General features: G+C 41.8%; 26 protein-coding genes and 1 pseudogene. 10 read left to right on the top strand and 17 right to left on the bottom strand.

The features are described from left to right. Positions 1–283: 283 nt before the first annotated feature. The gene (locus tag M5F03_RS05235) at positions 284–481 is read right to left on the bottom strand and encodes a hypothetical protein (RefSeq protein WP_249707239.1); all 198 of its coding nucleotides are present in this window, start codon (positions 479–481) and stop codon (positions 284–286) included. A 21-nt stretch (positions 482–502) separates the two neighbouring features. Here M5F03_RS05235 and M5F03_RS05230 point away from each other — a divergent pair. Continuing rightward, a pseudogene (locus M5F03_RS05230) lies at positions 503–1,158 on the top strand (oxygenase MpaB family protein); the annotation flags it as partial. A 47-nt stretch (positions 1,159–1,205) separates the two neighbouring features. Here M5F03_RS05230 and M5F03_RS05225 read toward each other — a convergent pair. The 3 genes from M5F03_RS05225 to def form a co-directional block, all read right to left on the bottom strand. Further along, on the bottom strand, positions 1,206–3,293 hold the full coding sequence (locus tag M5F03_RS05225) for a TonB-dependent copper receptor (protein ID WP_249707237.1): 2,088 nt from the start codon (positions 3,291–3,293) through the stop codon (positions 1,206–1,208). A gap of 72 nt (positions 3,294–3,365) precedes the next feature. After that, a complete protein-coding gene (locus M5F03_RS05220) occupies positions 3,366–3,785 on the bottom strand; it encodes a DUF2946 family protein (protein WP_180026133.1) in 420 nt (139 codons plus the stop codon). A 90-nt stretch (positions 3,786–3,875) separates the two neighbouring features. Then, complete coding sequence (gene def, locus M5F03_RS05215; RefSeq protein ID WP_180079234.1) at positions 3,876–4,406, bottom strand: peptide deformylase; 531 nt, start codon at positions 4,404–4,406, stop codon at positions 3,876–3,878. A gap of 119 nt (positions 4,407–4,525) precedes the next feature. Between def and M5F03_RS05210 the strand changes: the two genes are divergently transcribed. The 3 genes from M5F03_RS05210 to tsaC all read left to right on the top strand — a co-directional run bounded on the left by M5F03_RS05210 (position 4,526) and on the right by tsaC (position 7,572). Further along, positions 4,526–5,680 (top strand): LysM peptidoglycan-binding domain-containing protein, encoded by a 1,155-nt coding sequence (locus M5F03_RS05210; RefSeq protein WP_180022161.1) that lies wholly within the window; start codon positions 4,526–4,528, stop codon positions 5,678–5,680. Between the two features lie 109 nt (positions 5,681–5,789). Further along, a complete protein-coding gene (dprA, locus tag M5F03_RS05205; protein ID WP_249707235.1) occupies positions 5,790–6,971 on the top strand; it encodes a DNA-processing protein DprA in 1,182 nt (393 codons plus the stop codon). Between the two features lie 31 nt (positions 6,972–7,002). After that, positions 7,003–7,572 carry an L-threonylcarbamoyladenylate synthase type 1 TsaC gene (tsaC, locus tag M5F03_RS05200; RefSeq protein ID WP_111885874.1) on the top strand — a complete coding sequence of 190 codons (570 nt, stop codon included), beginning with the start codon at positions 7,003–7,005 and terminating at the stop codon, positions 7,570–7,572. Positions 7,573–8,009: 437 nt separating this feature from the next. On the opposite strand, the gene M5F03_RS05195 is transcribed toward tsaC, so the two are convergent. Beyond that, positions 8,010–8,891, bottom strand: coding sequence for a DMT family transporter (locus tag M5F03_RS05195; RefSeq protein WP_180105982.1), 882 nt, complete (start codon positions 8,889–8,891; stop codon positions 8,010–8,012). 122 nt (positions 8,892–9,013) lie between these two features. Between M5F03_RS05195 and M5F03_RS05190 the strand changes: the two genes are divergently transcribed. From M5F03_RS05190 to M5F03_RS05170, 5 genes are all read left to right on the top strand, one after another. After that, the gene (locus tag M5F03_RS05190) at positions 9,014–9,772 is read left to right on the top strand and encodes an AraC family transcriptional regulator (protein WP_249707233.1); all 759 of its coding nucleotides are present in this window, start codon (positions 9,014–9,016) and stop codon (positions 9,770–9,772) included. Positions 9,773–9,980: 208 nt separating this feature from the next. After that, positions 9,981–10,526, top strand: a complete 546-nt coding sequence (locus M5F03_RS05185) for a glutathione peroxidase (protein WP_111885877.1) — start codon at positions 9,981–9,983, stop codon at positions 10,524–10,526. 258 nt (positions 10,527–10,784) lie between these two features. Beyond that, complete coding sequence (locus M5F03_RS05180) at positions 10,785–11,111, top strand: RcnB family protein (protein WP_249707230.1); 327 nt, start codon at positions 10,785–10,787, stop codon at positions 11,109–11,111. A 141-nt stretch (positions 11,112–11,252) separates the two neighbouring features. Next, positions 11,253–11,876, top strand: a complete 624-nt coding sequence (locus M5F03_RS05175; RefSeq protein ID WP_180095226.1) for a PM1805 family lipoprotein — start codon at positions 11,253–11,255, stop codon at positions 11,874–11,876. A 158-nt stretch (positions 11,877–12,034) separates the two neighbouring features. Further along, a complete protein-coding gene (locus tag M5F03_RS05170; protein ID WP_249707202.1) occupies positions 12,035–13,048 on the top strand; it encodes a pirin family protein in 1,014 nt (337 codons plus the stop codon). 7 nt (positions 13,049–13,055) lie between these two features. Here the strand turns inward: M5F03_RS05170 and M5F03_RS05165 are convergent, their stop codons facing one another. Then, positions 13,056–13,523 (bottom strand): hypothetical protein, encoded by a 468-nt coding sequence (locus tag M5F03_RS05165; RefSeq protein ID WP_180085682.1) that lies wholly within the window; start codon positions 13,521–13,523, stop codon positions 13,056–13,058. Between the two features lie 105 nt (positions 13,524–13,628). On the opposite strand from M5F03_RS05165, the gene M5F03_RS05160 reads away from it, so the two are divergent. Further along, complete coding sequence (locus tag M5F03_RS05160) at positions 13,629–14,072, top strand: AAA family ATPase (RefSeq protein ID WP_180024700.1); 444 nt, start codon at positions 13,629–13,631, stop codon at positions 14,070–14,072. Between the two features lie 6 nt (positions 14,073–14,078). On the opposite strand, the gene M5F03_RS05155 is transcribed toward M5F03_RS05160, so the two are convergent. The 11 genes from M5F03_RS05155 to M5F03_RS05105 form a co-directional block, all read right to left on the bottom strand. Next, positions 14,079–14,384 carry a hypothetical protein gene (locus tag M5F03_RS05155; RefSeq protein WP_168378803.1) on the bottom strand — a complete coding sequence of 102 codons (306 nt, stop codon included), beginning with the start codon at positions 14,382–14,384 and terminating at the stop codon, positions 14,079–14,081. A gap of 140 nt (positions 14,385–14,524) precedes the next feature. Then, positions 14,525–15,004 carry a DUF2846 domain-containing protein gene (locus M5F03_RS05150; protein WP_249707244.1) on the bottom strand — a complete coding sequence of 160 codons (480 nt, stop codon included), beginning with the start codon at positions 15,002–15,004 and terminating at the stop codon, positions 14,525–14,527. Between the two features lie 130 nt (positions 15,005–15,134). Continuing rightward, positions 15,135–15,554: a F0F1 ATP synthase subunit epsilon gene (locus tag M5F03_RS05145; protein WP_078194022.1), complete on the bottom strand. Its 420-nt coding sequence runs from the start codon at positions 15,552–15,554 to the stop codon at positions 15,135–15,137. 26 nt (positions 15,555–15,580) lie between these two features. Then, the gene (gene atpD / locus M5F03_RS05140) at positions 15,581–16,975 is read right to left on the bottom strand and encodes a F0F1 ATP synthase subunit beta (protein ID WP_078191473.1); all 1,395 of its coding nucleotides are present in this window, start codon (positions 16,973–16,975) and stop codon (positions 15,581–15,583) included. A gap of 29 nt (positions 16,976–17,004) precedes the next feature. Beyond that, positions 17,005–17,874, bottom strand: coding sequence for a F0F1 ATP synthase subunit gamma (gene atpG, locus M5F03_RS05135; protein WP_078191474.1), 870 nt, complete (start codon positions 17,872–17,874; stop codon positions 17,005–17,007). Positions 17,875–17,962: 88 nt separating this feature from the next. Continuing rightward, positions 17,963–19,507 carry a F0F1 ATP synthase subunit alpha gene (gene atpA / locus M5F03_RS05130; RefSeq protein ID WP_078194023.1) on the bottom strand — a complete coding sequence of 515 codons (1,545 nt, stop codon included), beginning with the start codon at positions 19,505–19,507 and terminating at the stop codon, positions 17,963–17,965. 42 nt (positions 19,508–19,549) lie between these two features. Continuing rightward, positions 19,550–20,086, bottom strand: coding sequence for a F0F1 ATP synthase subunit delta (locus M5F03_RS05125; protein ID WP_078191476.1), 537 nt, complete (start codon positions 20,084–20,086; stop codon positions 19,550–19,552). A 12-nt stretch (positions 20,087–20,098) separates the two neighbouring features. Continuing rightward, the gene (locus M5F03_RS05120; RefSeq protein ID WP_078191477.1) at positions 20,099–20,569 is read right to left on the bottom strand and encodes a F0F1 ATP synthase subunit B; all 471 of its coding nucleotides are present in this window, start codon (positions 20,567–20,569) and stop codon (positions 20,099–20,101) included. Between the two features lie 38 nt (positions 20,570–20,607). Continuing rightward, positions 20,608–20,853, bottom strand: a complete 246-nt coding sequence (gene atpE / locus M5F03_RS05115) for a F0F1 ATP synthase subunit C (RefSeq protein ID WP_000424060.1) — start codon at positions 20,851–20,853, stop codon at positions 20,608–20,610. An 84-nt stretch (positions 20,854–20,937) separates the two neighbouring features. Continuing rightward, on the bottom strand, positions 20,938–21,813 hold the full coding sequence (gene atpB, locus M5F03_RS05110) for a F0F1 ATP synthase subunit A (RefSeq protein WP_078194024.1): 876 nt from the start codon (positions 21,811–21,813) through the stop codon (positions 20,938–20,940). Positions 21,814–21,915: 102 nt separating this feature from the next. Continuing rightward, a complete protein-coding gene (locus tag M5F03_RS05105) occupies positions 21,916–22,314 on the bottom strand; it encodes an ATP synthase subunit I (RefSeq protein WP_078194025.1) in 399 nt (132 codons plus the stop codon). Positions 22,315–22,420: the final 106 nt, after the last annotated feature.

The following is a 22,420-nucleotide window of genomic DNA, read 5'->3' as shown; positions in this document are numbered from 1 at the left end:
TTGGTTCGTCACCAGCAAGCTAGGTCGGCTATATTACTCTTTATTTCTAAAGAGTCAACTGGTAATTCAAATTATTTTTAAACTTATCAAATAAAACCAAACTTAATCAATTCAACCAAGTCGTTGTTTTATCAGAAGTTTTAATCTTCATCACCGCCGATGGATGTGCATTCTACAACATTTCTGATCCAACGCAACACCCTTTTCCATTTATTTTTATTTTTTCATTACGTTTGTTTATTTATTCTACTAAATCAGTATTTTTTACTTAAAAAAAGTGTTTTTAGCGTACAGAAAGCATGCAATACGCCACAGGCACCCATAAGATAAACATTAAAGTTGGTATAACACCGTGCACTTCTTCAGGTTTTCTATACAACCACTGAATAAATGGAATGCCGATCCCAAATAATGTCGCCATCAATAGCACACCTACAAATCCACCTTTCAGCAGTAGCCAGACCAAAACTGGCACACTCATCAACAAGCCAATTATCAATAAAACACAGTTTATGTGCGTTTTATTCATGCTTTGGTACGGCATCAACTCCAAAAAGGCAAAGACTGGGATTTTGCAACGTGGGGGTGCCGATCAATCAATTTGACTTGACGATGACCAATCTTGCCTTTAGCAGTGTGGTGCTTTTGGGCATTCGTGCTTTAGGAATTTTCCCATCAAAACAAGAAACCGAAAGCTTTTTGCATTTTTGGCGATATGTGGATTGGTTAATGGGTATTGATGAAAAATGGTTAATTGAAAAAGAATCTGACGGTTGGAAACTGCTGTATTGGATGCAATTTGTATGCCCCCAATCTGATGCAAGCAGTATGGCTCTCGGCGCCACTCTCTCTAAAGAACCTTTTGAAAGACAATACAAATACCTTCGACCACTTCAGCAAAAACTGGCTTATCGACAACATCTGGAGCTGACACAATTTTTTATTGGCAAAAAACGCATGCATAAATTAGGGCTCAAACCCCAATCCGCCGCATGGTTTGCCTATTATTTATTGGCTAGAAATCTCGTCCTATATTCAGGTGCTAAGCATGTTCCGAGTTTAAATCAAAAGTTACAGCAAAAAGGCCGTGCAATTCAAAAACTCGGTTTAGCACTGTATCAAAGTAAAGCCAAACAACTGGCGAGTATGCACCAATAAAAAAAGCAGAGCGATGGCTCTGCTTTTTGGATGACAAATATCAAGATTTAGAATTTCATCGAAATACGTGCCCAATAATTGCGGCCGATATTATTAAACTGTTGATCGGTCGCTAAACCTGTCCCGGCATCACCCAGTTTATTCAGATGTTCGGTATAGGTTTTATTCAAGAGATTATCCACACCGATAGATACATCTACACCCTCATTAATATGATAAGTACCATTTAAAGACAGTGTGCCAAAACCTGTACTTTCTTTCAGGTCATAACCCACGATATTGCCTTGGTGCGCACTGATACGATTTTGTCCATCAACCACACGCCAAAACGCTCCCAAAGTATAATTATCTTGGATATAACGTAAGTTGATCCGTGCTTCTAAAGGTGAGATTTGCGGTAATGGCTTGCCATCTGTGGTGTTTTTACCCCACGCATACATTGCGCTGACATCGGCTTGAATATGATCGCTAAATTGATAGCCAATCCCCGCTTCAGCTCCCGCAATAGTCGCATCGACATTTTTCGCACCCGCGCTAAAGGTTGAACCATGATCATGCTCACCTGTATTTGGATGATCGTGATAACTCATCAAAATAAAGTCTTGAATCAGTCCCGCATAGGCAGACGCCCATGAACTGAATGCGCCATGTTCATGTTGATAGCCCACATCTAATTGCAAGGTTTTTTCAGTTTCGATGCCATTAAAGGTGTTTGTTGTGCCCGCATTGCCATGTTTAGGGCTAAATAATTCCCAATAATCTGGCATGCGTTCCACATAGCCTAAACCAATATAGGTTTTACCATTGTCATGTTCAGGGTGCTTATTTTCAAAACGAATAAAAGCACTTGGCAAAGTTTCATTCAGCTCCGTGTTATAGCCACTCGCTTTCGAAGCGGCACGCTCATCTTTCACTTGCACTTGATCGAGACGAAGTCCGGAAACCAACTTATTGTTGTCACTCAATTGATAACTGACTTCTCCAAAACCACCATATGACTGAAACTTCATATCTGTTTCACGTGCTTTGTCTTTATAGCTATTGCGCATCCCTTTGCGAATACTATGTTCATTGTTCTGTGTGTCAATGCCTGTGACAAAGTCAATCTTATCCCATTCATGTGTCACAGCCATACGTGCATTTAATGTTCTGCGAGCAACATTCGATGCCATTGGCATATTCATCATGCCACTTGGTTGAAACTCACGTAAGCTGAAGTTATCCATGACATGATCATTAAAACTATAGTTGACCTGTGCTTCGATTTTTTTAATCACCTCTGTGGCATTCTTTTTCTCGACACGAAGGCCTAAGCTTTCACGGGCAAATTGCGAACCATCCATTGAACGGCCTGCGTATACCGCCTCACCATCGGCTTTACCTCCGGTAAGTTCTACCCATGTATCTTCGTTTGGCGTCCAACCGAGTGCCAAATCTGTATTCCAGCGCTCCCAGTCTGACGGCACAGTATTACTATCTCCATCTTGGTAGCTGTCTGCAACAGAACGGCTGGCATTTAGACGGACATATTTATGTTCATCCCCCACGGCCGCTTCGACATTATGATCTAAACGACCATAAGAACCGATCATCACACCGGCTTGACCACGGTAGTTTTTATCAGCATCGAATTGTTCAGGTTTGCGTTCAAACAAGACTGTTGCAGCAGAACCTGTATTGGCATATTGAACCGTTTGAGGTCCTTTAATCACTGAAATACGATCATAGCTTTCAGGGGAAATATAAGAAGTTGGTGCATCCATTCGACTTGGACACGCCCCTAAATTTTCTGTGCCATCGGTCAATATTTTAATGCGTGAACCAAACATGCCACGGAAAGTTGGATCTGCATTGGTTCCCCCATTTTTAATGGCACTAAACCCCACAATACTTTTTAAATAATCGGCCCCATCACTGGCAGGTATCGGTTGAATCGGCTGTTTGGGATTGGCACGAACAATCAAGCCATTGGCATCATTACCCTGATGTGATGTCACCACAATCGGTGCCAAAGTCTGAACAGCATTGGTTTCCATCATCTCTACGGACATCTCGTCAGCCATCACCGTAGTTGAATAGCAGGCAACACAAATTGCAGCCGCAAGAGGCTGTAGAAAAAATTTAGGCTGAGCCATGTTTATCTCACAAAATACATAAATAAAGGCGTACCTGAGTCCTCAAAGACCCAAGTTAAAAAAACGTCGGATTTATGCAGCGAGTGGCGGGGCTCGACCTTGCGGAAGTAAAAAGAGTTGTTGAAGAACAAACCAGACATGCTTGAAAGCTTTTTGAAAAGCAATTAAACGAACTTGAATTCGATCAAGCACTTCTTTCACATCAAGCTCAGGGGGCAAAACCAAATTGCCATAGACCGTACAATACTGACATTGATGACTGGCATCATGTTCATGGGCAGTATGATCGACTTGAACTTGCTCAGCGTGAGCGGAAGATGAATGGTGTGAATGTGCGGTATGTTCAGCATGAACATTGGGAAGTAAAAGTGCACGCGTAATGGTTTCGCAGACCGGAGCAACTTGATATTGCTTGGGCAACAATGGCTGTAAAAAAACAGCAATCTGCAAAAAAACCGCTGCAAAGGACAGCAGCACTCCACTACGAAACAATACAGGCAAACCCTAACATTTGTCTGAACCAAGTATAACAAAGCCCAATCGAAATTGGGCTTGTCTCAGGTATTTTTTAACCGCGATCAATTAACGCTTAACTGCGACTTTATCTTTTTGGCGTTGGCGCACCAATTTTTCCACTTTGTCACGTGCACGTTGACGTTTCAAAGGCGATAGATAGTCGACGAATAACTTACCATTTAAGTGATCCATTTCATGTTGGATACAAACTGCGAGAAGTCCGTCTGCTTCCACTTCAAATGATTGACCTTCAAGATTAATTGCCTCAATTTTTACACGTGACGGGCGCTCAACTTTATCGTATATTTGAGGCACTGATAAACAGCCTTCTTCATAGGGCTGCGTCTCTTGCGTCAATGGCGTAATTTTGGGGTTAATAAACACCATGGGTTGATCTTTTTCTTCAGATAAATCCATGACTATCAGCTGAATATGGTGATCTACCTGTGTTGCTGCCAGGCCAATTCCCGGTGCTTCATACATAGTTTCAAACATGTCGGCTGCTAACTGACGAATTTCATCAGTAACTTCTTCGACTGGTTTTGCAATGGTACGAAGACGGGGATCGGGGAAACTTAAAATAGGTAATAAGGCCATACGACGTCCTCACTTATGCCATTGATCAAAAAACAAAATGAAGGAATGCTTCATCAAAAAATTGTGTGTAATATCGTTATTATAACGCAGTTACATACATAATTTTAGGAATTATGATAATGAAAAAGGTTTTGAAGGGCATGCCAACTTTTAGTGCCTTGGGGTTTAAAAAACAATTATTGGCACTTACAGTCTGTGTAAGTGTGGGGATGGGAATGGTCAGTGTTGCAGAAGCTGCCCCTGCTCGCAACGTCAATCCACCATCATTGAAGGCAGGTGCGCCTCAAGTTTATGTGGTGAAAAAAGGCGATACGTTGTGGGATATTTCCAAGCGTTTCTTAAAAAATCCTGTGCGCTGGCCTGAAATCTGGGCAAGCAATAAACACGTGAAAAATCCACACTGGATTTTCCCAGGTGACCGCCTATTAATGTGTACCTACAATGGCCGCCCAATCATCGGTAAGGATGAAGGTGATGGCTGTGAAGGTATTATTCGTCGCTATACAGGTGGCACTAAACTTCAACCACAAGTTCGTGTTGAGTCCCTCAACAGTGCGATTCCGGTTATCCCATTAGAATATATTAAGCAATGGCTTGAGCGCAGCATGATTGTTGCCGCTGATTCTGTTGAAGGCACACCTTACATTTTAGGTACAGCTGATCAACGCGTATTAGCTGCCAAAGGCCAAACAGTTTATGCACGCGGCCAAGGTATGCAAGTCGGTCAACGTTATGCTGTTTACCGTGAAGGCGAACCGTACATCTTTACCGATGCAAACGGCAAAAAATACAACGCGGGTTTAGAACTGACTCAAGTCGCTTCAGGTGTTGCCGTTCGTGGTGAAAATGACATTACCACTTTAGAACTAACCGATACTTATAATGCTGAAGTTCGTCGTGGCGATCGTGTTCTTCCTGAATATGACCCAATGCTGCCAACACTGTTCTATCCAACCAATGCAGAAAATGTCACTGCTGGCGGTAGTGTAGTTCGTGTTATGGGCTCGATTGGTACTGCAGCGGTTCACAGTGTTGTGACGATCGACCGTGGTAGCTTGCAAGGCGTTCAATCTGGTCAAGTCTTTAGCGTGAACCAAAAAGGTGAAATCGTGACTGATCCAAAAACCAAAGAACGTGTTCAACTTCCAGGACAACGTATTGGTAACATTATGGTATTCAAAACGTTTGATAACCTAAGCTATGCTTATGTACTTGAAAGCGAATTACCAATCAAAGTGGGTGCAACGATTCAGCCACCACTGATGGATGACTAAGACCAAATCCATAAAAATGAGGCTGTATACAGCCTCATTTTTATTATCCAACAACGATACCACTAATAATTTTAACCCATAAAAAGAAGACATATTCAAAGGTCTCATTATGCTCAACTCATTGACTGACTTGCATTTAGATTACATTCGCCTGTGGTTTGTGGTGCAACACTCACTTCGTAGTTTCTATAAAATTCAGCAGCACTATCCTGCCCTACACTGCGCCCTTAAGCCTAATCAAATCACCACATGGCAAAAATTAGGACTGCATAAAAATCATTTAAAGCGCTTTGAGGAATTTCACAGCCCAAGTGGACAGCTTAGCTTTGAAAAATGTCTCAAGGATATTGAACAATACAGTGACTTTGTACTGATTCCTGAAGACCTAAACTATCCACAACAACTTTTACCTTATAGCGACAAGCCGCCGATTCTATTTGGGCAAGGTAATGCCCAAGCCTTGATGCAACCCCAAATTGCGATTGTTGGTAGCCGCAAACCCAGTCCCCAAGGTCGACAAATTGCCTATGATTTTGCTTATTATCTGAGTGAGCAAGGGTTCTATATTAATAGCGGTTTAGCACAAGGAATTGATGAAGCGGCACATCGCGCTGCCATACAACACCACAGAACCATTGCCGTGATGGGTACAGGTTTAGATCAAACTTATCCGACCGCACATCAGAGTTTAAGACAAGAAATCATCCAACATGGGGGAACCGTAATCAGTGAGTTTCTTCCACACACTCCCCCATTGCAACACCATTTTCCACATCGAAATCGTATCGTCAGTGGGCTCAGCCTTGGTGTCATCGTGGCGGAAGCGGCATTAAAAAGTGGTTCACTGATCACGGCTCAACGCGCTGCCGAACAAGGCAAATCTATTTTTGCCATTCCAGGCCATATTTATAGTGAGTCGCATCAAGGTTGCCATCAACTCATACGCGAAGGTGCAATTTTGATTGATCATCCACAACAGGTTATTGAAGACTTGGCACTAGCCACACAGTGGCAATCACAGGCTGCCGAGACCTTAACAAACACCGAAATAGCGACACCCGAAACAGCAATACCGGACACCCCGCCACCCGAACCTATCCCAGAACATTTAATTGCGCTGTATCGGCAACTCGATTGGGTCGGCCAAGGCCTTGATCAATTGTCCATTCAACTCAAAATTGATACCGCGACATTAACCAGTCAACTGATGGAATTAGAGTTAATGGGCTATGCCACACAACAAGCCGGACACTACCTACGTTGTCGAATGGGTAAATTAGGTTCACAATAGTCCTTTGTCGAATCAGTTAAGGTCTATAGAAATGATTACCACCTCTGTTGCAGAAGCAGCTTCCTGTCTTAAAAAAGGTCAGGTTCTCGCATATCCTACAGAGGCTGTTTGGGGATTGGGCTGTGATCCCTACAATGAGCAAGCCTTTCTCGAAATTTTGCGCCTAAAACAACGTCCCATTGAAAAAGGCGTGATTTTATTGGCTGCCAATGTCGCTCAAGTTGAACACCTGCTTCAAGGCTTAACAGAAGATATGCGTCAGCAAGTCATTGCGACATGGACCAACCGTAAACCCAATGAACGTGCAACTACATGGTTATTACCGGCTGGCGACCATATTCCAACATGGATTAAAGGCAATCATCCAAAAGTCGCAGTCCGTGTGACTACCCACTCTTTATGTGTGGCTTTATGCCAAGCTTTTAATGGCTTTATTGTGTCTACTAGTGCCAATCCTGCTGGATTAACCCCTGCACGGTCCTTACAAGAAGCCAATCAGTATTTTGCCAATGAACTAAATTACTTAAATGGTGATCTCGGCCTAAGCCAAGAACCAAGCAAAATTATTGATGCTGAAACAGGTGAAATCATCCGCGCATAAGCTCGGATGCCTGTCTATACCTGCCTTTTAGAAAATACAAACAAAAAAAAGCTCAGCCATATAGGGATGGCTGAGCATAAAAAAGGATGTGTATAAAATCACATCCAGAGGGTCTTGCAATCTCTGGGTAAATATCAAGTAATTATTAAGAATTACTTCCTCATTTACGATGAAAGTATTATGTAATATTTTTTTAAATTTAACAAATATATTTTTTATATAAATAAAACTACTGATAAGCATTTTATTTGTGATTTTATAATCACTTAGTCAAAATATGTATCTATTTTTGATTGATTTTTAAGACGAGAATTTGTTTTTTTAATTCAGTTTTACACTCAAAAATCCATTTTCAAAAGATTTGCTCTATAAAAAATAAGTTTGTTTGTCTATTTTTTAATCAATAATTCTCATAAATTTTCAACTTTTTACTAGATTTACTTACGCTGCGCCAAGATCACCCCAGTAATCGCCATCACTGTGCCGACGGTATGATAAATCATCCACTGCTCAGCCAACCAGAAATAGGCAATAATCGCGGTAAATACCGGCATCAAATTCATAAAAATACTGGTGCGATTCGGGCCGAGATGTTGTACAGCCAACATCCATACCAATGGTGCAATCAGTGATGGAAAAATTGCCGCATAAAATACACTTGGCGCATTGGCAGGATTAATCGCGTCTATGCCTAAATACAATACGAATGGCAAGTGATATAAAACGGCAAAGAAAATTTGTACATATAAGCTCAACAGTAGCGGAAGTTTCAATTGCCATTTTTTTAAAAACACCCCATAAAAGGCATAAAAGAACACTGCGAAAATCATGAGGATATCGCCGAAATGTCCGCCCATATTGAGTAATTGACTGAAATCTCCTTGCGCAATGACAAACAATAGCCCCGTAAATGAAATCGCACAGCCTAAGATGGCATAGCGGTTGGGCACATCTTTAATTAAGAAAAATGCAACGGCAATCGTAAAAACAGGGATAAAGGCATTAATGATGCCCATATTGGTCGCCGTCGTATAATGCGCAGCGGTATAGCCCAAGCCTTGATATAACACCATGCCAAACGCACTCAGCACAGCCAATTGCTGCCAATGCTGCTTGATAAGCTGTCTTTGCTGCCAAACGGTTTTCAGCATAAAGGGGGTCAGGATCAAAAATGCAATAAACCATCGATAAAAACTGATACTGACCGGTGAAATATAATCAGTTACATAGCGGGTGACGGTAATATTTAACGACCATATAAATACTGCGATCAGAGGCAAACAAATTGCAAATTTCGCCCAACGCGCTTGAAGCAACATGTCTGACTCCTCAATATATCGTGCAAAGATTGGTCTAGGTATTTTGAGTGATGTCTGTTTTAATTGAAATACATGATTTCAGACATTTATATTGTAGTTCAGACATCGACACTTAGGCATATATGACATCACCACCGATTGAACAACAGATCGAGCTTTTTGAAGCACACTACACCACATTAGATGCTGTCTATCCGCACAGTTGTCTTTGGGGTGATTTTAATTTTTGTCTCGATGGTATTTTCGAATATGAAATACAAGGGCAACATCATCTCTCACCTGCCAGTTATGGGGTGTGGATTCCCCCACAGACAGAACATTGCTCAGTCGCGATTGATGAACAACCCATTCATTATGTGGCAATCCGACTGGCACCTGATCTCTGCATAGATTTTCCCAAGCAGACGGAAGTATTTAGCATCCAGCCTTTCTTTCGTTTGTTGGTGCAAGAAATTTTGACCTTTCCTACAGAGCAACATACCACACCACCCTATCGACACCTGCTACAGGTCTTATTCGACCAGTTAAAAACAGCGCGCAAACATCAACATTATTTACCGCAAAGCCATGATGCAGTGTTAAAGCCGATCTTGGCGCAGCTCGCAGATGTAGATCATTTTAGCTTGAGCCTACAGCGATGCTTATCCAATGTCGGTTTGAGTGAGCGTCAGTTATTTCGGCTGAGTCAGAACGAACTGCAAATGAGCCTTTCTGAATGGCGAAACCGTGCAAAAATTATTTATGCCATTCAACAACTCCGCGCTGGTCAGTCTATTAAAGCTCTCAGCTATGAATTAGGGTATCAACACAGCTCAAGCTTTATTGAGTTTTTTAAACGCTATACAGGAAAAACCCCAAACCAACACCGCGCCACTAGTTAAACGTCAAGCACTCAAGCACTCAAGCACTCAAGCACTCAAGCACTCAAGCACTCAAGCACTCAAGCACTCAAGCACTCAAGCAAGCATCAGCTCGAATTCTGCAAACTACTACAAAAATTATGCGAAAAGCCTATCGATAAAAGCTTGCTGTTCACCAGATTTCCCTTTAAAACAAGGATGAAAGGCACAACTTCAATTAGGAACGAATATGTCAGCTTCAGTTTACGATATCCCAGTAAAAACCATCCAAGGTGATGACACCACACTCAATCAATACCAAGGCAAGGTTTTATTATTGGTCAATGTAGCCTCTAAATGTGGGCTAACACCGCAATATGAAGGCCTAGAAAAACTTTATACAGAGAAGAAATCACAAGGTTTTGAAGTCTTAGGTTTTCCTGCCAATAACTTTTTAGAACAAGAACCTGGTTCTGAAGCTGAAATTCAAGAATTTTGCTCGATCAACTACAAGGTTGATTTCCCACTTTTTGCAAAAATTTCTGTGGCAGGCGCGGATAAACACCCACTTTATCAAACCTTAACCCAAGCCATTCCTGAACGCATTGGTGAAGGCCCATGGTGGGATGATTTAGTTGAATACGGTTTAACACCAAATCCAAAGCCTGAAGTGCTCTGGAACTTTGAAAAATTCCTCGTGAATAAACAAGGCGAAGTTGTGGCTCGATTTGCACCTGACATCAAGGCAGATGACGCACGTATTGTCGATGCCATTAACGCTGAATTAGCCAAATAATTCGACAATATCTCAATATCTCAATATCTCAGTTAAGATTGTTGTGATTTTAACTGAGATTGATCATTTTAAATTATCACAATAATAGCTATTAATTATCATATTATGACAATTTAAATAATTTATTCATTATTTTAATATTTTACATACACATTGTTCAAAGTTTCCCTGTAAATACTCATTATGATGAGTCTTATCAATTCATATCCAGCAGTAGACAGGTGAACTTATGAATACATTAATGAAAGCTATCGTTTTATGTATTTTTTGACAGCACGTGTATCTGCGCTAACAATAGATGCACGGCAAAATCCTCAAAAGACGAAAACCCAACAGCACACTAAACAATACACACGGGTAAAAAACCAAAGCCAGAACAAGAAGAAAGCTGTAAATCCTTCACATGATTGGCGTTCTGGACAAAAAGTACCTTCTGAATACCGTTGTCATCGCTACAAAGGTGACCACAACAAATATAAAAAAATGTCTAAATCAGGCAAAAACCAACAATGGATTAAAGTGAATGGCGACTACATTTTAATGAATGCCGTCAGCCACGCCATGATCAAAATCATTGCAGGTTAAACCCATCAAAACATCAAAAGAGGGCAAATGCCCTCTTTTTTGTTCGAGCGATTATTTTGTTATTGCTTTGCAACAATCTATTTTTTATCCACATTCTGCCCCTATATTCAAAGCATAGACTTAACACATAGTGATGATTGAATGAAAAAGCTTGTGCAGAATGCCCTTCTCCCTTTTGCCATTTTTAGTGGTGTTTTGGTGCTGATTGGCTGTGAACCTGCCACAGCACCGCAACAGGAACAAGAAATCGCAGCAGAAAATGATCGCCCTGCAACAACATCAACAAACGAAGATCAATCTGCGACACAAAGTCAGGCGACAGATCAAAGCCAATTAAAAAGCGGCAATATGTTTTATATCGTTCGCGATGTTGCGGATATGCAACTTAAAGCCGGCAATTATGTTGAACAACTCAAACAAACGCAGGTCGATTTAGAAGCCGCAGTCAGCAACCAAGATCATCTCCAATTGCAAAAAGCGGCAACCCAGCTGCAACAGCAGCTCAAAGGTTTCAATCAAGCTTTGAATGATTTAAATCTAAAAAGCACTGAGATTAATGATATTCGCAGCAATCTACAGGCAGCAAATCAGCAAGTATTGGCCTCACCTTTTCTCAATGGACAAGTCGATTTAAGCAAATTTGATTTTCAGAAAATCCAAAATCAAATGGGCAGTATCCAAGCGGAAATGCTGAAATTGGCAGGTATGTTGATCCAAGATCAAGCAGGCAAAAGCTCATCTACTGCACCCACTGAAACTGAATAAATAGCGAAATCTAGCATTTCCATTGCATTCCATCTGTTTTCAATCAAAAAAGCGTTAGACCTTGAGCTAACGCTTTTTTTCTTACAGTTCCGCTATAGAACACGACTGTTTTTCCTTTTAGATTAATGCTTAATAATAAAGCCAATGATGGAACAGTTATGTCAAACGCTTTGATTTATAACATTACACCCATTACCTTTCGTTTAGATTTAAAAGATCCTTTCTTATTTACAGCTCATCATATCGATCATTTTCCTGCTGCAAATGCAGACATGGGGCCAAAAACAGCCGCAGAGAAAGATGAATTCAATATGTACTATGGCGATGTGGTTCCAGGTTTCCCAGAGCATCCACACACTGGCTTTGAAACCATTACCTTGGTTGAACAAGGCTATGTCGATCACTTTGACTCATTAGGCAATGGCGGACGCTATGCTGCGGGTGATGTGCAATGGCTGTCTACAGGCAATGGCGTTGAACACTGTGAAATGTTCCCCCTACTGCATGAAGATAAAGCCAATCCTTTTGAACTTTTCCAAATTTGGTTTAATTCATCAGCTGAACAGAAAACCCATGATGCTGACTATAAAATGTTTTGGCGTGAAGAGATTCCTCACGTCTTTGAAACGGATAATGAAGGAAAAAAATCGGATATTCGCGTGATTTCAGGGCAGTTCAAATCCACTGATGCTATTTCCCGACCGCCACACTCATGGGCGGCTGCCGCAGAAAATAAGGTCAACATTTATTTAATCACCATGCAAGCAGGTGCAGAGTTGGTGATTCCCGCAACAACAAGTAGCTCCAACCGTTTTGCTTATTTCTATCAAGGCAATACATTAGAAATAGAAGGTCAAACCATTCAGATGAAGCATTTGGTTGAACTCCAATCAGATGCCGACGTCCATCTCAAAGCAGGTGGATTAGAAGCACGGATTCTGTGGTTAGAAGGTGAACCGATTAATGAACCCGTGGCGATGCGCGGTCCATTTGTGCTCAATACCACGGAAGAACTCGATGCGGCTTTTAAACGCTATCGTGAAACCCATTTTGGAGATTGGCCTTGGCCAACACCTGCACCGGTCTTCAAACGTGATCAGGCTCGATTTGCCAGTTATGAAGGCGGTAAACGTGTAGAGCACCCAGAGCAGGAAAACTCACAAGCGTCTTAAAGTTCAATTAGTTGGATTGAGCAAATTCAAAAGTATTACAGTTTTTATCTTGTCCAAGTGCGCGCTGAACATCTTGTTTAAAACGTGCTTGGGCAAAGGTATATTGCTTCGGTAAAAATAAGGTAATACGTGTCGTCTGCGGATCTAAACTTTCGACCAACATTTTATGCAAATACGCCCCATGCTCAGTTCGTGCCATCAATGTCCCCTGCTCCAAATGCTCTTCTAAACGATTATCGGTATAGACGTATCGATTGTTCGCGGTAAACGCAACACAGTGATTATAGGCTTGTCGCAGATTTCGAAAGGCGGTCATATATGGGATTTTAAGCTCCGTACTGATGCCATTATCTACCGATTCAGCGACAAGTGCAGCTTCAGTGGGAAGATTGGGTGTCGTGACATATTGGCTTTGACATGCAACGAGCAAACTACAACAAAGACACAGTGATAAACTGTTGAAAAATTTGTGCATACGGACCTTTGCAACTTGTTCTTATTTATTTTGCAGAGATTGTAGCAAAACTAGGTTGCTGATTTAATACTCTACTATTCATTCCGTGCTTTCATTGCAAATACTATGCAGCTGATTATTTTTACAGGCGTTCAAGCCTCTGGCAAATCAACCTTTTACATGTTGAATTTATATCATAGCCATTTACGTATTAATTTGGATATGTTGAAAACCCGACATCGGGAAAATATGATCTTTGAAGCAGGTTTGGCATCCAAAACCAAAATGGTGATTGACAATACCAACCCAGATCAGGAAGCTCGTGCTCGCTATATCCAACGCGCAGTTGATGCAGGGTTTGAAGTCATTGCTTATTATTTTGAAACCGATTTGGACAGTACCTTAAAGCGCAACAGTTTACGTGAAGGCAAAGCTCATATTCCAGAAGTTGGCGTGCATGCGACCTATCGAAAGCTTCAAGTTCCGTCACGGGATGAAGGCTTTGATCAAATTTTTAAAATTAAAATTATCAGTCACGGCGAATTTTCAATTTTACCCATGTATGAATAACGAGCATTAACCTGCTTTTTGGCTATCTTGCCATTTTTTAAAAGCTGATTGCATGGCCTGACGCTCATATGGTTTCACTAAACGACTTTCTAATGAAGCAAAATCACCTTTATAGGCAGCAGCGACCATCGATTTTGCCAGTTCTTGAATACTCACGCGCCCACGGTGTTCATATTGCTGGACTTCTTCATGGGTGAGTTCAACATCCCAACATGACACGACAGAACTTAGATCAACCGCAATGCTCAAATAATATTGATCAAAGTCTTGATAAAGTTCCCAAAAATGCGGCTCATAGGCGATAAGGTTCATGGTGCAATGCTAGCTGATTGAATTTAATCACCATAAAGATTGTATTGAATAAAATATATTCAACTTTAGATTGATCAATTTCAAATAATTTAGGGATAAAAACTACCCTTTCGAGTAGTTTTTTATCTACATATAAACCTTTATTTCAATGCGATGGTGGCTTTGCTGCAATTACCACCTTGTGCAAATGCATATTCGCTTACGGCCTTTTTGCCTGTTTGCTCATCAACCAGTTTTAAATTTGCCCCACCTACAAATGCGCCCATTTTAATAAATTGCTGAACAAAATATTGTTTACCTGCCGCAGTTTCAATATCCAAATGGTTAGGTGAAAATTCTGATTCAGTCGATATTGTATGTTTTTGATTACCCATTACTTCTTTATAAAAAAATACTCCACGAGAGGTTTCACCTAAACATTCCCCATCTACCCATACATCTTTCTTTAAGGCAGCGCCTTTCACAGAAGCTGAACGATACACATAAATTCCTGCATTGCCTTCTTGTGGGGCATTAAATTGTTTTACTGCTGTTGAAGCATTTTGATCTGCTTTAGGTACGGATGCACACCCAACAAATCCCAAAGATAATAGTAATGTACAAAAGATTTTATTAGACATCATTAATTCCATTGATATATTTTTAAGCATATGAAAAATAACAATTAATCAAAATATAATCAAATTTATTTATTATTCAGGCATAAAAAAACCACCCTTTCGGGTGGCTCTTTCAATCTCAAACTGCGTCTTATTGAGCGCGGTTTTTGATTTTGCGGATGGTTTCCAACTGAGCAGCAGTTTCTGCAAGAGCAGCCAAAGCAGCAGCAGAGTCCAAGTCGCTCTTTTGATTTGCTAACAATTGTTCAGCTTGTTTACGAGCTTCAATAATTGCTGCTTCATCAAGGTTGTCAGCACGTACTGCAGTATCTGCAAGTACAGTAACAACGTGCGGTTGAACTTCAAGTACACCACCTGATACATAGATTAATTCTTCTGTACCATTTTCAAGCAGAACGCGGATTGCGCCCGGCTTGAGCAAAGTTACTAGTGGCGCATGGCCAGGCATAATACCTAACTCACCACCAGCACCTTTAGCAATTAGCATAGTTACAGCGCCAGAGTACAAAGACTCTTTAACACTTACAACGTCACATTGCATAGTCGCCATGAGAATCTCCTAAATTAGGGAACTAATTAAAGTTTCTCAGCTTTAGCAATAACTTCGTCAATACCACCAACCATGTAGAACGCTTGTTCTGGAATGTGGTCGTATTCACCAGCTAGAAGACCTTTAAAGCCACGAATTGTTTCTTTAAGCGGTACAAGTTTACCAGGAGCACCAGTAAACACTTCAGCTACGTGGAACGGTTGAGAGAAGAAACGTTGGATCTTACGTGCACGGTATACAGTAAGTTTGTCTTCTTCTGCCAATTCGTCCATACCAAGAATTGCGATAATGTCTTTCAATTCTTTGTAACGTTGAAGAACGTTTTGAACTGAACGAGCGATTTCGTAATGCTCAGTACCCACTACAAGTGGATCTAACTGACGTGAAGTAGAGTCAAGTGGATCGATCGCTGGGTAAATACCAGAAGATGCGATGTCACGGCTCAATACAACAGTCGCGTCCAAGTGAGCGAAGGTAGTCGCAGGCGATGGATCTGTTAAGTCATCGGCAGGTACGTATACCGCTTGGATTGACGTAATAGAACCAGACTTAGTAGACGTAATACGTTCTTGAAGAACACCCATCTCTTCTGCAAGAGTCGGTTGGTAACCTACTGCAGATGGCATACGACCTAGAAGTGCTGATACTTCAGTACCCGCTAGTGTATAACGATAGATGTTGTCAACGAACAATAGAACGTCACGGCCTTTACCGTTTTCGTCTTTTTCGTCACGGAAGTACTCAGCCATAGTCAAACCAGTCAACGCTACACGTAAACGGTTACCTGGTGGCTCATTCATCTGACCGTAGACCATTGCTACTTTGTCTAGAACGTTTGAGTCTTTCATTTCGTGATAGAAGTCATTACCTTCACGAGTACGTTCACCAACACCAGCAAACACAGATAAACCTGAGTGAGCTTTCGCGATGTTGTTGATCAACTCCATCATGTTTACAGTTTTACCAACACCGGCACCACCGAACAGACCAACTTTACCACCTTTTGCGAACGGGCAAAGTAAGTCAATGACTTTAATACCAGTTTCTAAAAGGTCAGTAGAAGCCGCTTGTTCTGCATAAGAAGGCGCTTGACGGTGAATTGGTAAACGAGCTTCAGTACCAACAGGACCAGCTTCGTCGATAGGGCGACCAAGAACGTCCATGATACGACCTAAACATGCAGTACCTACAGGTACAGAGATAGGCGCGCCAGTGTTAGTTACAGTAAGACCACGCTTAAGGCCTTCAGTAGAACCCATTGCAATAGTACGAACTACGCCATCACCAAGTTGCTGCTGAACTTCTAATGTAGTTTCAGTACCATCAACATGGAGAGCGTCATAGATCTTAGGAACGCTGTTACGTTCAAACTCGACGTCGATAACCGCGCCGATGATCTGAATGATACGACCGCTACTCATTGCTGTCTCCTCAATTCAAACTAATAATGTTAAACGGCAGCGGCACCACCAACGATCTCAGAGATTTCCTGAGTAATCGCGGCTTGACGCAGCTTGTTATAAATAAGTTGTAGGCTCTTGATCAATTCACCCGCGTTATCAGTTGCAGCTTTCATTGCAACCATACGAGCAGACTGTTCACATGCGATGTTTTCAATCACACCTTGATAAACCATAGACTCAATGTAACGAACCAATAAACCATTTAGAAGCTCTTCAGCTTCTGGTTCATAGATATAGTCCCAACCGTATTGACGATTTAGGCCTTCGCTTTCCTCAGCAGCTGCTAAAGGAACAAGCTGTTCGATTTTTTGGTTTTGAGTCATGGCGTTGACAAAGCCGTTTGACACTAGATAAATACGATCTAACTCGCCTTTATCAAACGCGTCTAACATCACCTGTACAGAACCAGTTAACTGTTCAAGACTCGGAGCATCACCTACGTTTGTAGTTGCACCAAGAACTTTACCGCCGTAGTTTTTAAAAAACGAAACCGCTTTTTGACCAATTAAAGCAAATTGAACTTCAATTGACTGCTCTTGTTGCTGTTGTACGTGTTTGACCACTTTTTTGAACAAGTTAATGTTCAAACCACCAGCAAGGCCGCGATCTGAAGAAACAATGATATAGCCAACGCGCTTTACAGGACGTTCAACCATATAACGGTGTTTGTATTCAGGGTTCGCTTGTACCAAATGAGCAATTACACGGTGCATATTTTCGGCATACGGACGGCCTTGAGCCATGCGCTCTTGCGCACGACGCATCTTAGAAGCTGCTACCATCTGCATCGCGCGAGTAATTTTCTGCGTGCTTTTGATACTAGCTACTTTGGCGCGAATTTCTTTTAAATTTGCCATACGCTTAACCTAGTATTCGAAAGCCCTTTCGAGCTTTCGAAGGTTGATCCGTGAACCAAACCAGAACCAGATTCAACATCGTTGAATCTTAGTAAGTTTGAGTCGCTTTAAAGCTTTCAATACCTGCTTTGATTGCTGCTTCGATTTCTTTATCGTAAGCACCAGTCTCGTCAATTTTTTGCATTAACGCAGCATGTTCTGAACGGAAGTAAGAGATCAACGCAGCATCAAATGCAACGATTTTCTTCACTTCTACGTCAGCCATATAGCCTTCGTTAGATGCATAAATTGAAACAGCTTGGTCAGCAATTGAGTACGGAGCATATTGTTTTTGCTTCATAAGCTCAGTTACACGTTGACCATGTTCAAGCTGTTTACGAGTTGCTTCGTCAAGATCAGAAGCGAACTGAGCAAACGCAGCTAATTCACGGTATTGCGCAAGAGCGGTACGGATACCACCTGACAATTTTTTGATGATCTTAGTCTGAGCAGAACCACCAACACGTGATACAGAGATACCCGCGTTCACAGCAGGACGAATACCTGCGTTGAATAATGATGTTTCTAAGAAGATCTGACCGTCAGTAATCGAAATTACGTTTGTAGGTACGAATGCAGATACGTCACCGGCTTGAGTTTCAATAATCGGTAATGCAGTTAATGAACCAGTTTGGCCTTTAACTTCACCATTAGTGAATTTCTCAACGTAGTCAGCAGATACACGTGAAGCACGTTCAAGTAAACGTGAGTGTAGATAGAATACGTCACCAGGATATGCTTCACGACCTGGTGGACGACGTAGAAGCAATGAAATTTGACGGTAAGCAACAGCTTGTTTAGACAAGTCATCATAAATGATAAGCGCGTCTTCACCGCGGTCACGGAAGTACTCACCCATTGTACAACCAGCATACGGAGCAAGATACTGCATCGCTGCAGGATCAGCTGCAGCAGCTGCTACAACAGTTGTGTACGCCATAGCGCCAGTTTCTTCTAGCTTGCGCACAACGTTAGCGATAGTCGATTGTTTTTGACCAATTGCTACGTATATACATTTAATGCCAGAGTTTTTCTGAGCGATGATCGCATCGATCGCCATAGCTGTTTTACCAGTTTGACGGTCACCGATGATCAACTCACGTTGACCACGACCAACAGGGATCATTGTATCTACTGATTTATAACCAGTTTGTACAGGTTGATCCACTGATTGACGCCAAATTACGCCTGGTGCTACTTTTTCAACAGCATCAGTAAGTTTTGCGTCAATAGGGCCTTTACCATCAATTGGGTTACCCAAAGCATCTACTACACGGCCTAAAAGTTCTGGACCAACCGGAACTTCTAATACACGACCTGTGCAACGAGCTTTTTGACCTTCTTGAAGGCTTAAGTAGTTACCTAAGACAACGGCACCCACTGAATCCTGTTCTAGGTTCAGTGCCATACCAAATAAGCCGCCGTCGAATTCGATCATTTCACCGTACATTGCATCAGCAAGGCCGTGAATGCGCACAATACCGTCGGAAACCATAACAATGGTCCCTTCGTTCTTAGCGGTCGCGCTGGTGTCCAGATCGCCGATACGCTGTTTAATGAGCGCACTGATCTCGGATGGATTCAGTTGTTGCATTGCGCTATACCTCAATCTTTTTAAAGTTCAGTCTTCAAGCTGTTAAGCAAGAAGACGAGTCCGCATTTTTTCAAGCTTGTTAAGCGCAGAATCATCTATCACTTGGTCGCCTGCACGAATAACTACACCCGCGATTAACGCTGGGTTAACTTCGACAGAAACATTTACAGCAGCTTCGAATTTTTTCTCTAATGCATGCGCAAGTAATTGTTCTTGTACAGAAGTCAATGGGAATGCAGATTCAATCACTACATCCACAGTATTGTTATTCTGTGATTTGAGCTGTTCGTATTCTTCTGAAATTTCAGGAAGAAGTGCCAGACGGTCATTATCAGCAAGCAATGTCAAAAAGTTTGACACTGCTGCAGTCTGGTCTTCACCTAAAACTTTTGCGAAAACACTTACCTGCTCAGCAGGAGTAAGCTCAGGGCGATTTAGATAAGCTGAAAATGCTTCGTCTTGCACCGCAGCACTGAGCAAGTTTAATGCATTTGACCAAGCGTCAGTTGCATTTTGCTCAGAAGCGTAAGCAAATGCTGCTTTAGCGTATGGGCGTGCCAACGTCAAGAGTTCAGCCATAATCCGCCTCTCTTAAAGTTTAGCAGCCAGCTGAGTCAGCATGGCATTGTGAGCTTCTGCGTCAACTTGCTGGTTCAGAATTTTTTCTGCGCCAGTAACTGCAAGAGCAGCAACTTGTTGACGTAATTCTTCGCGAGCAGCATTGATTTCAGTATCAACAGCTTCTTTAGCTTGTTGACGAATACGCTCACCTTCAGCCGCAGCTTGAGTACGCGCTTCTTCTACCAATTGCGCACCACGACGGTTCGCTTGTTCGATCAATTGAGCCGCTTGTGCTTTAGCCGCATCTAATTCAGCTTTCACTTGTGCTTGCGCATCCGCAAGGTCAGCTTTCGCTTTTTCAGCAGCGTTTAAGCCATCAGCGATTTTACGCTGACGCTCACTAATCGCATTGATTAGTGGTGGCCAAACAAATTTCATGCAGAATGCGACAAAAATCGCAAAAGCAATCGCTTGGCCAATCAATGTGAGGTTGATATTCATTGCTATTCCTCAATAGTTTAATTTAGGAATTAAGCTGATTAACCTACAAATGGATTAGCGAAGATGAAGAACAAGCCAATACCAACACCGATCATAGGCACAGCATCAAGAAGACCCGCGATTAAGAACATACGAGTTTGAAGTTGTGGAGCCAATTCTGGTTGACGAGCAACAGCTTCTAAGAAACGGCCGCCTAGAAGACCAAAACCAATCGCAGTACCTAAAGCACCAAAAGCGATCAAGATAGCAGATGCAATTGCAACTAGACCTAAAGTGAGTTCCATGATAATTCCTCAGAGGTTAGGTTTATACCAAATTAAGTTAAAAAATTGTGTGCCCAACCACCCTTTGACAGTTGAGCAATACCATTAATGCTTTTCGCTAGCCATACTCATATATACGATAGTCAACATCATGAAAATGAATGCTTGTAACGTAATAACAAGAATATGGAAGATCGCCCAAGGCACAGACAACGCCCACTGGATCCAGAACGGCAATAATGCGATCAAGATGAAGATCAACTCACCCGCATACATGTTACCGAACAGTCGTAGAGCCAATGAGATTGGACGTGCAATAAAAGTTACTAATTCAAGAATAATGTTTACTGGAATAAGTAATGCTTTTAAAACTGGGTTACTTGGGTTAAATGGGTTAAGTGCAAATTCTGCACCGAATCCGACAAGACCTTTCTCACGGATACTATAGAAAATAGTTAACGCAAATACTGACAATGCCATACCAAGGGTAATGTTAGGATCAGTAGATGGAACGATTTTGAAGTAAACGTGGTGAGGATCCATACCAAACACGTTAGCACCGATCAATTGAGCTGTATAAGGAATCCAGTCAACAGGGATCAAGTCCATCAAGTTCATGAGGAAAATCCACACGAAGATGGTCAACGCTAACGGCGCGATTAAGCGCGATTTGCCATGGAAAGTGTCACGGACACTTGAGTCAACGAACTCGATAATCATTTCGATTGCAGACTGGAACTTGGTCGGAACACCAGAGTTTGCAGCTTTCGCCACAACCCAGAACAACAAACAGAAAACAATACCAAGGCCGATAGACCAACCCATTGAATCCAAGTGAATAGCAGTGAACCCCATCTCTTGAGCTTCTTTAGCAGTCTCAGCTAACTTCCAAGTACCATCTGGCATTTTGCCATAGGTCATGTTAGTCAAGTGATGCTGAATGTACTCGGTCGAAGTAAGGGCATGTTCTTCAGCAGCCATAAATCACACCTGGTCAATGTCAAAACTAATAGAGAAAACGAATATCGCGTGCTGCCTGATATCTCGTTACTCTCCAAAAAACTTTTCAATTTTTTGTTGTGCTTATACTCGTTTTTTTAAGCGTGTTGCCCAAAAAGGAGCGACCCACGACATACTTTGTACGAGCATAAAACCACAAAACAATGCCACCGCTGACAACGGTTTGACATTGATCAAAATCAAAATGAATCCAACAATCACGATTGCAAACTTGCCCATTAAGCCACGATACATGTTTGACAGCACCTGTTTAGAGGCACGGGCACCAGCCGCACGAAACGACTGCCATGAAAAGTAGCTACTTGCTAGCCAGCATACCAACGCACCCAAAGCTGCACTATATGCTGTGATTGTGTCTTTAAGGACCCAACCAATCAGGGCTGAAACAGGAATCATTACTGCTTGTAAGATGACTAAAGCTTTCGCTAATCGTCGATCAATCATGCGACTAGTTCGACTCATTTTTGTTCACTCACAGCAATTCTGCTTGACAAGTTTAACTGATGATTATTTTTAATCGCAGGCATTATAGAGTTACACCCCTTAACTTGCAATCTTTTCCCGACCT

The organism is Acinetobacter amyesii, assembly GCF_023499985.1.
GTDB lineage: Bacteria > Pseudomonadota > Gammaproteobacteria > Pseudomonadales > Moraxellaceae > Acinetobacter > Acinetobacter amyesii.
Note: the sequence above shows the minus strand (reverse complement) of the source record. Positions and strands in the feature narration are given on the sequence as shown.

What these genes read in the sequence shown, in the direction of transcription:
- M5F03_RS05145 (WP_078194022.1), bottom strand. Translation starts at nt 15,554, where the DNA reads ATGGCGACTATGCAATGTGACGTTGTAAGTGTTAAAGAGTCTTTGTAC.
- M5F03_RS05165 (WP_180085682.1), bottom strand. Translation starts at nt 13,523, where the DNA reads ATGCACAAATTTTTCAACAGTTTATCACTGTGTCTTTGTTGTAGTTTG.
- atpA (WP_078194023.1), bottom strand. Translation starts at nt 19,507, where the DNA reads ATGCAACAACTGAATCCATCCGAGATCAGTGCGCTCATTAAACAGCGT.
- M5F03_RS05150 (WP_249707244.1), bottom strand. Translation starts at nt 15,004, where the DNA reads ATGTCTAATAAAATCTTTTGTACATTACTATTATCTTTGGGATTTGTT.
- atpG (WP_078191474.1), bottom strand. Translation starts at nt 17,874, where the DNA reads ATGGCAAATTTAAAAGAAATTCGCGCCAAAGTAGCTAGTATCAAAAGC.
- M5F03_RS05225 (WP_249707237.1), bottom strand. Translation starts at nt 3,293, where the DNA reads ATGGCTCAGCCTAAATTTTTTCTACAGCCTCTTGCGGCTGCAATTTGT.
- def (WP_180079234.1), bottom strand. Translation starts at nt 4,406, where the DNA reads ATGGCCTTATTACCTATTTTAAGTTTCCCCGATCCCCGTCTTCGTACC.
- M5F03_RS05185 (WP_111885877.1), top strand. Translation starts at nt 9,981, where the DNA reads ATGTCAGCTTCAGTTTACGATATCCCAGTAAAAACCATCCAAGGTGAT.
- M5F03_RS05170 (WP_249707202.1), top strand. Translation starts at nt 12,035, where the DNA reads ATGTCAAACGCTTTGATTTATAACATTACACCCATTACCTTTCGTTTA.
- M5F03_RS05120 (WP_078191477.1), bottom strand. Translation starts at nt 20,569, where the DNA reads ATGAATATCAACCTCACATTGATTGGCCAAGCGATTGCTTTTGCGATT.
- M5F03_RS05155 (WP_168378803.1), bottom strand. Translation starts at nt 14,384, where the DNA reads ATGAACCTTATCGCCTATGAGCCGCATTTTTGGGAACTTTATCAAGAC.
- M5F03_RS05190 (WP_249707233.1), top strand. Translation starts at nt 9,014, where the DNA reads ATGACATCACCACCGATTGAACAACAGATCGAGCTTTTTGAAGCACAC.
- tsaC (WP_111885874.1), top strand. Translation starts at nt 7,003, where the DNA reads ATGATTACCACCTCTGTTGCAGAAGCAGCTTCCTGTCTTAAAAAAGGT.
- M5F03_RS05175 (WP_180095226.1), top strand. Translation starts at nt 11,253, where the DNA reads ATGAAAAAGCTTGTGCAGAATGCCCTTCTCCCTTTTGCCATTTTTAGT.
- M5F03_RS05180 (WP_249707230.1), top strand. Translation starts at nt 10,785, where the DNA reads ATGTATTTTTTGACAGCACGTGTATCTGCGCTAACAATAGATGCACGG.
- M5F03_RS05195 (WP_180105982.1), bottom strand. Translation starts at nt 8,891, where the DNA reads ATGTTGCTTCAAGCGCGTTGGGCGAAATTTGCAATTTGTTTGCCTCTG.
- M5F03_RS05105 (WP_078194025.1), bottom strand. Translation starts at nt 22,314, where the DNA reads ATGAGTCGAACTAGTCGCATGATTGATCGACGATTAGCGAAAGCTTTA.
- M5F03_RS05160 (WP_180024700.1), top strand. Translation starts at nt 13,629, where the DNA reads ATGCAGCTGATTATTTTTACAGGCGTTCAAGCCTCTGGCAAATCAACC.
- M5F03_RS05125 (WP_078191476.1), bottom strand. Translation starts at nt 20,086, where the DNA reads ATGGCTGAACTCTTGACGTTGGCACGCCCATACGCTAAAGCAGCATTT.
- M5F03_RS05210 (WP_180022161.1), top strand. Translation starts at nt 4,526, where the DNA reads ATGAAAAAGGTTTTGAAGGGCATGCCAACTTTTAGTGCCTTGGGGTTT.
- dprA (WP_249707235.1), top strand. Translation starts at nt 5,790, where the DNA reads ATGCTCAACTCATTGACTGACTTGCATTTAGATTACATTCGCCTGTGG.
- atpB (WP_078194024.1), bottom strand. Translation starts at nt 21,813, where the DNA reads ATGGCTGCTGAAGAACATGCCCTTACTTCGACCGAGTACATTCAGCAT.
- M5F03_RS05235 (WP_249707239.1), bottom strand. Translation starts at nt 481, where the DNA reads ATGAGTGTGCCAGTTTTGGTCTGGCTACTGCTGAAAGGTGGATTTGTA.
- atpD (WP_078191473.1), bottom strand. Translation starts at nt 16,975, where the DNA reads ATGAGTAGCGGTCGTATCATTCAGATCATCGGCGCGGTTATCGACGTC.
- atpE (WP_000424060.1), bottom strand. Translation starts at nt 20,853, where the DNA reads ATGGAACTCACTTTAGGTCTAGTTGCAATTGCATCTGCTATCTTGATC.